Source organism: Maribacter aquimaris (assembly GCF_014596745.1).
In the GTDB taxonomy this organism is placed as follows: Bacteria; Bacteroidota; Bacteroidia; order Flavobacteriales; family Flavobacteriaceae; genus Maribacter_A; species Maribacter_A aquimaris.
The window spans coordinates 155,210-162,081 of the sequence record NZ_JABTCF010000013.1 but is presented as its reverse complement, the minus strand read 5'-3'; the positions used below and the strand labels follow the sequence as shown (position 1 = coordinate 162,081).

General features: G+C 44.4%; 3 protein-coding genes and 1 tRNA gene. All 4 read right to left on the bottom strand.

All coding sequences use genetic code 11. The features are described 5' to 3' along the window. Nucleotides 1–761: 761 nt before the first annotated feature. Nucleotides 762–838, bottom strand: a tRNA-Asp gene (locus HPE56_RS17700). Between the two features lie 75 nt (nt 839–913). After that, entirely contained in the window at nt 914–1,843 is a 930-nt protein-coding gene (locus HPE56_RS17695; protein ID WP_188245083.1) for a DUF58 domain-containing protein, read from the bottom strand. An 81-nt stretch (nt 1,844–1,924) separates the two neighbouring features. Next, nucleotides 1,925–2,242, bottom strand: a complete 318-nt coding sequence (gene trxA, locus HPE56_RS17690) for a thioredoxin (protein ID WP_109651383.1) — start codon at nt 2,240–2,242, stop codon at nt 1,925–1,927. A 102-nt stretch (nt 2,243–2,344) separates the two neighbouring features. Next, complete coding sequence (gene dnaE, locus HPE56_RS17685) at nt 2,345–6,778, bottom strand: DNA polymerase III subunit alpha (RefSeq protein WP_188245082.1); 4,434 nt, start codon at nt 6,776–6,778, stop codon at nt 2,345–2,347. Nucleotides 6,779–6,872 lie beyond the last annotated feature (94 nt).

Below are 6,872 nucleotides of genomic sequence, written 5' to 3'. Positions count from 1 at the left end.
CTGTCCCAATCCATCAACCATTCGATATATATCCTATTTTGGCTAAAACGAAAAAAGCCCCCAACTTGCGTTGAAGGCTATAAGCGGTCTGGACGGCCCCGAAGCGTCGGGGGAACCCGCGACCCTAACGGCATAGTCGGGACAGATATTCCCGACCTTTAAGCAGGTTGCTGTCTCAATCCATCAACCATTCGATATATATCCTGTTTTGGCTAAAACGAAAAAAGCCCCCAACTTGCGTTGAAGGCTTTAAGCGGTCTGGACGGCCCCGAAGCGTCGGGGGAACCCGCGACCCTAACGGCATAGTCGAGACAGGTGTTCACGACCTTTAAACCGTTTACTGTCCCAATCCATCAACCATTCGATATATATCCTATTTTGGCTAAAACGAAAAAAGCCCTCAACTAACGTTGAAGGCTTTAAGCGGTCTGGACGGCCCCGAAGCGTCGGGGGAACCCGCGACCCTAACGGCATAGTCAGAACAGATATTCCCGACCTTTAAGCAGGTTGCTGTCCCAATCCATCAACCATTCGATATATATCCTATTTTGGCTAAAACGAAAAAAGCCCTCAACTTGCGTTGAAGGCTTTAAGCGGTCTGGACGGCCCCGAAGCGTCGGGGGAACCCGCGACCCTAACGGCATAGTCGAGACAGGTGTTCACGACCTTTAAACCGTTTACTGTCCCAATCCATCAACCATTCGATATATATCCTATTTTGGCTAAAACGAAAAAAGCCCCCAACTTGCGTTGAAGGCTTTTGGCGGTCTGGACGGGACTCGAACCCGCGACCCCCTGCGTGACAGGCAGGTATTCTAACCAACTGAACTACCAGACCGTGGCGTTTAGCGAGTGCAAATATACACTGCTAATTGAATTCCGCAAACAATTTCTTATAAAATATTCAAGAACACTAAAGGAATTTTTGCCGCTCTACCATAAAAGTATTCAATACCTTTGAGAAATCGCCCCGTACATCAACCTCAACATACTTAATCTTATATTGGGCACATTTCATTTTAAGCGTTTCAAAATACGTCTTTATGGCTTTTTCATAACCTGCTTTTACATTGTCGGAGAAAAGGTCTATATGTTCCCCGGTCTCAACATCCAAAAAACGTCTGGGAGAATTCCCAAAATCGAAATGCAGTTCCTTGTCCGCATCCAACAAGTGAAACAACACAACCTCGTGTTTGTTGTATTTCAAATGGCGTAGGGCCTCGAATATCTTATCATCATCCATGGTGGTCTGAAACATATCGGTAAACAAGAAAATAAGACTCCTTCTTTTTATTTTTTCCGCTATCAAATGTAAATAGTTATAGATATCGGTTTGCTTGGCCGGCTTGGTATCCAAACTGATCTCACCGAGTTTCGACAAAAGCATTTGATGGTGTCTTTCACTCCCCTTTTCCGTTGAATAGAAATTATAGGTGTCCGAAAAAACACTGAGACCTACGGCATCACGCTGTCTTTTTAACACATTCATGATCGCGGCAATGGCCAACACCCCAAATCCTATCTTATTAAGGTTGTGCAAGGTCGGGGTTTCAATTTCGGGATAATACATAGAGGCCGAATTGTCCAAGATCATATGGCATCGCAGATTGGTCTCCTCCTCATACCTTTTGGTGTACAACTTGTCGGTCTTGGCAAAAAGCTTCCAATCGATGTGCTTGGTGCTTTCGCCCCTGTTATATATCTTATGTTCGGCAAATTCCGCAGAGAATCCATGAAACGGACTCTTATGTATACCACTGATAAACCCTTCGACCACTTGTTGGGCCAAAAGTTCCAAATTTGGGAATAAGCTTGCTTTGTCTAATGCTGACCTAAGATCCATATATTTGAATGAACTACTAAGATAAAACAAAAAGGCCCCGACTGTACCGTCAGGGCCTTTTTACATTAAAGAATTTTCTTTTTACAATAGTGCATCGATAGCGTCGGTATAGACTTTCTTCGGAGAGACCCCTACTTGCCTATTAACGATTTCACCATCTTTGAATACCAATACCGTTGGGATATTACGTACCCCGTATTTTGCCGCGAACTCTTGGTTTGCATCGACATCAACCTTGCCGATAACTGCTTTGCCTTCGTATTCGGTACTTACCTCATCAATGATAGGACCTACCATTCTACAAGGACCACACCAAGCTGCCCAAAAATCCACTACTACTGGTTTATCACTTTTCAAGACTACTTCGTCAAAAGTAGCATCTGTTATTTCTAATGCCATTTCTGTATATTTTAGTATTATGCAAATTTAGTCAATTATTTGACCTTAACCTTACTAACGCAATATACATTTTCCCTATTGCTGTATCAATTAAATTGATGGTTAATTTAATTTATAGTGCACCTCTTTCTCTTCCAACTGATGCAACAATTCACTGGTTATCTGAACCTTTTGCTTTCTACAGGATAAATTCACCTTTATTTCCTCCTCCATTTCGTAAACCACAAAATTCAAGGGGTGGTTTCCCGTATGCGAGACCAAGGTATTCTTTAAATCATCGATATTCTCTTCCCGAAGCTCGTCGATATTAAGTTTAATGGTCAATTTCCTGGCAAAGGCCTCCATGACATCCTGAAGCAACATAAAGTTATTGAACTGCATTCTTGGGTCCCCTTTTTTACCTGTCTCACGATTTACCCATCCTTCCCGAACGAATATCTTAATGTAGACAAAGGAATTGATCATGAGGAAGTGCCTGAATTTCAAGTACTCTTCCCCGAAAATACGGAATTCAAAGGAATCGGTATAATCCTCAATAGTGAACATCGCCCATCCTTTCCCGTTCTTTGAAATGCGGTGCTGTACATCGGATACCACACCGGCAATGGAGATTTCACGATTGACGATCTCCGATAAATTCTGGACATGGGAGACACCCGCATTACAGAACGCATTGATCTCGGTTTTAAAATCATCCAAGGGGTGGCCCGAAATATAGATGCCCACCACCTCTTTTTCCCGACGTAGTTTTTCCATGGTGCCCCACTCCTCACAAGGGGGTACTTCGGGTTCGGGAATCTGCACCTCACTGGCATCACCAAAAAGACTCACCTGGGAAGAATTTTCATTCTCCTGGAATTTTGATCCATACTTCATGACTTTCTCCAAGAAGGTAACCCCGTCACCATCATGATGAAAATATTGGGCCCTATGGGTCGTTCCAAAAGAATCGAACCCACCGGCAACGGCCAAACTTTCAAAGGCCTTTTTGTTAGACGCCCGTAGATCGATACGTTTTGCCAAATCGAAAACCGATTTGTAAGGTCCTTCCTTCCTGTTCTCAACAATGGTTTCAACCGCAGCTCGGCCAACACCTTTAACGGCCCCCATTCCAAAACGTACGGCCCCGTCCTTGTTCACGGCAAACTTATAGTAGGATTCATTGACATCGGGACCTAACACATCCAAGCCCATACGCTTACATTCTTCCATAAAGAAGGTCACCTGCTTTATGTCGTTCATGTTATTGGACAGTACGGCTGCCATATATTCCGCAGGATAATGTGCCTTACAATAGGCGGTCTGGTATGCTATCCAAGCATAACAGGTAGAGTGTGATTTATTAAATGCATAGGCTGCAAAAGCTTCCCAGTCCTTCCAGATTTTTTCCAGTTTATCCACCGGATGCCCTTTTGCGGAAGCCTGTTCTATAAACTTAGGCTTCATTTTATCAAGGACATGCTTTTGCTTTTTACCCATCGCCTTACGCAAAACGTCGGCCTCACCTTTGGTGAAATCCGCCAGCTTCTGGGAAAGAAGCATCACCTGCTCTTGATACACGGTAATTCCGTAGGTTTCCGATAAATACTCTTCACAGGCATCAAGGTCATAGATGATTTCCTCGGTACCGTGTTTACGGGCTATAAAACTGGGTATGTACTCCATTGGACCGGGACGGTACAAGGCGTTCATGGCAATTAGATCGGCAAAAACGGTTGGTTTTAATGCCCGCATGTGTTTTTGCATCCCTGGGGATTCATATTGGAACACCCCAACGGTTTCCCCTCGCTGGAAAAGCTCATAGGTCTTCTCATCATCCAAAGGGAAATTCTCCGGATCTAATTCTATGCCGTGTTTTGCTTTTACAATTTTAACGGTATCCTTGATCAAGGTCAATGTTTTCAACCCCAAGAAATCCATTTTCAACAAGCCCGCACTTTCTACCACCGAGTTGTCAAACTGGGTACAGTACATTTCGGAATCCTTGGCCAATGCCACGGGTACGAACTTGGTGATATCATCGGGTGTGATGATCACCCCACAGGCATGGATACCGGTGTTACGGACAGAGCCTTCCAAAACATACGCTTGGTTCAAGGTCTCGGACTCCAAACCATCCCCTTCCGAAATGGCCAACAACTCGTTGATCTTAACAAGCTCCTCGCTGTTGAACTTCGCTTTTAGTGTCTTTTCATCTACCCCTATGATCTTTTTAAGCTTGGACATGTTGGGGATCAACTTGGCCATACGGTCCGCATCACCCAAAGGCAGGTCCAGGGCACGCGCCGTATCCCGAATGGATGATTTTGCCGCCATGGTACCATAGGTAATGATCTGGGCCACCTGATTGGAACCATATTTATCGATCACATAATCCATGACACGACCCCGGCCTTCATCATCAAAATCGATATCGATATCGGGCATGGATACACGATCTGGATTTAGGAAACGCTCAAAAAGCAGATCGTACTTAATGGGATCCAAGTTCGTGATCCATAAACAATAAGCAACAACCGAACCCGCTGCGGATCCACGACCAGGACCTACGGACACATCCATTTTACGGGCTGCCCGAATAAAGTCCTCTACAATCAAGAAATAACCCGGATATCCCGTTTTTTCAATGACCTGCAGCTCAAAATCGATTCGTTCGTCAATTTCCGGAGTTATCTCACCGTATCGTTTTTTCGCCCCTTCATAGGTTATGTGACGTAGGTATTTGTTCTCCCCGCGTTTACCGCCATCGAGCTTATCCTCTTCAAACTGAAACTCCTCCGGAATATCGAAAGCCGGCAACAACACATCACGGGCAAGGGTAAACACCTCTACCTTATCTATAACCTCCTGAATATTGGTGATCGCGTCGGGAATATCCTTAAAAAGGTCCTTCATTTCATCCGAGGACTTAAAGTAATATTCCTGATTGGGCAACCCATAGCGATACCCACGACCACGACCTATGGGGGTCGCCTGCTTTTCACCATCTTTTACACAAAGTAAGATATCGTGTGCATGTGCATCCTTTTTTTCAAGATAATAGGTATTGTTGGTACCTATCAGTTTTATATTATGTTTTTTGGCAAATTGGATCAATACTTGGTTTACACGGTCCTCATCCTCTTGACCATGCCGCATAATCTCTATATATAGGTCATCCCCGAATGTTTCTTTCCACCAAAGGAGGGCCTCCTCTGCCTGCTTTTCACCTACGTTCAACACCTTACTGGGAACCTCACCGTAAAGGTTACCGGTCAATACAATAATATCCTCCTTGTATTGCTCAATTACCTTTTTATCTATACGGGGAACATAATACTTCCCATCAATAAAGGCAATGGAAGACATTTTTGCCAGATTCAAATATCCCGTCTTGTTTTTGGCCAGCATCACTATTTGATACCCATTATCCTTTTGGGACTTATTGGTGTGATCCTCACATACCTGAAATTCACAACCTATAAGCGGTGTAATCTCGACCTCTGGTTCCGGAAGTTCTTCCAAGGGCTCCTCTCCCTCTTCCAGCGTTCCGTTCTTCGTGGCCTCGTAACGCTTTAGATTTTCCTTGTTTTTGTCAACAACCTTTTTATTATGGTTGATGACCCCATTGACAAAATGAAAGGCCCCCATCATATTTGCGTGATCCGTCATCGCCACCGCAGGCATTTTGGCCTTGGCGGTTGCCGAGATCAAGGCAGGGATACTTATCGTTGACTGTAAAATGGAAAACTGCGTATGATTGTGGAGGTGGGCGAAATTGGCCGTTTCCAAGGTCGCTAGGTTTTCCTTGATCTCTTCCTTTGAAATTCCACCGGTATCCTTCTCCCAAAGGGCATCGGCAATTTTTTTGGAAGCTTTTTTAAGATTGACGTGTTTTAGCCCGATGAGTGCTATCTCCTTCGGATTGGCCTCAGAGAATTTTTGAAAGTAATCGGGTTGCACATCCAGTTGCTCTTGGGTATAATGCTTTTGACGCACCAATTCCAAAAAACAGCGCGTAGTCGCCTCGACATCGGCAGTGGCATTATGGGCATCTGCAAAAGGCTCCTTGAATAAAAACTCGTGAAGTTCGGTAAGGGTGGGTAGTTTAAATTTTCCCCCACGCCCACCGGGTATCTTACATAGCAAGGCGGTCTGCTCGGTACAGGTATCCAAAACAGGAAGCTCCTGCAATGGGTTTGCCACCCCAAGACGATGGTACTCCGCCCCCATGATATTCAAATCAAAACCTACATTCTGTCCAACGATAAATTTCGTTTTGGACATGGCCACGTTGAATTTTTCCAAAACCTCGGACAATGCAATCCCTTTTTGGGCGGCCAATTCCGTGGAGATACCATGAATCTGTTCCGCATCATAAGGTATATTGAAACCATCGGGACGCACCAAATAATCCTGACTCTCGACCAAATTACCCATCCCATCATGCAATTGCCATGCAATCTGTATACAGCGGGGCCAATTGTCAACATCTGTGATCGGTGCATCCCATCGCTTGGGTAAGCCGGTAGTCTCGGTATCAAAAATCAGGTACATCCAGTGTGTTTTAGTAGGAAAAAAATAGCCTATAAAATTATACAAAAAGAAGCGTTAGAAAAAATGGTAGTTATCAGGAGTTATCAACGTACCT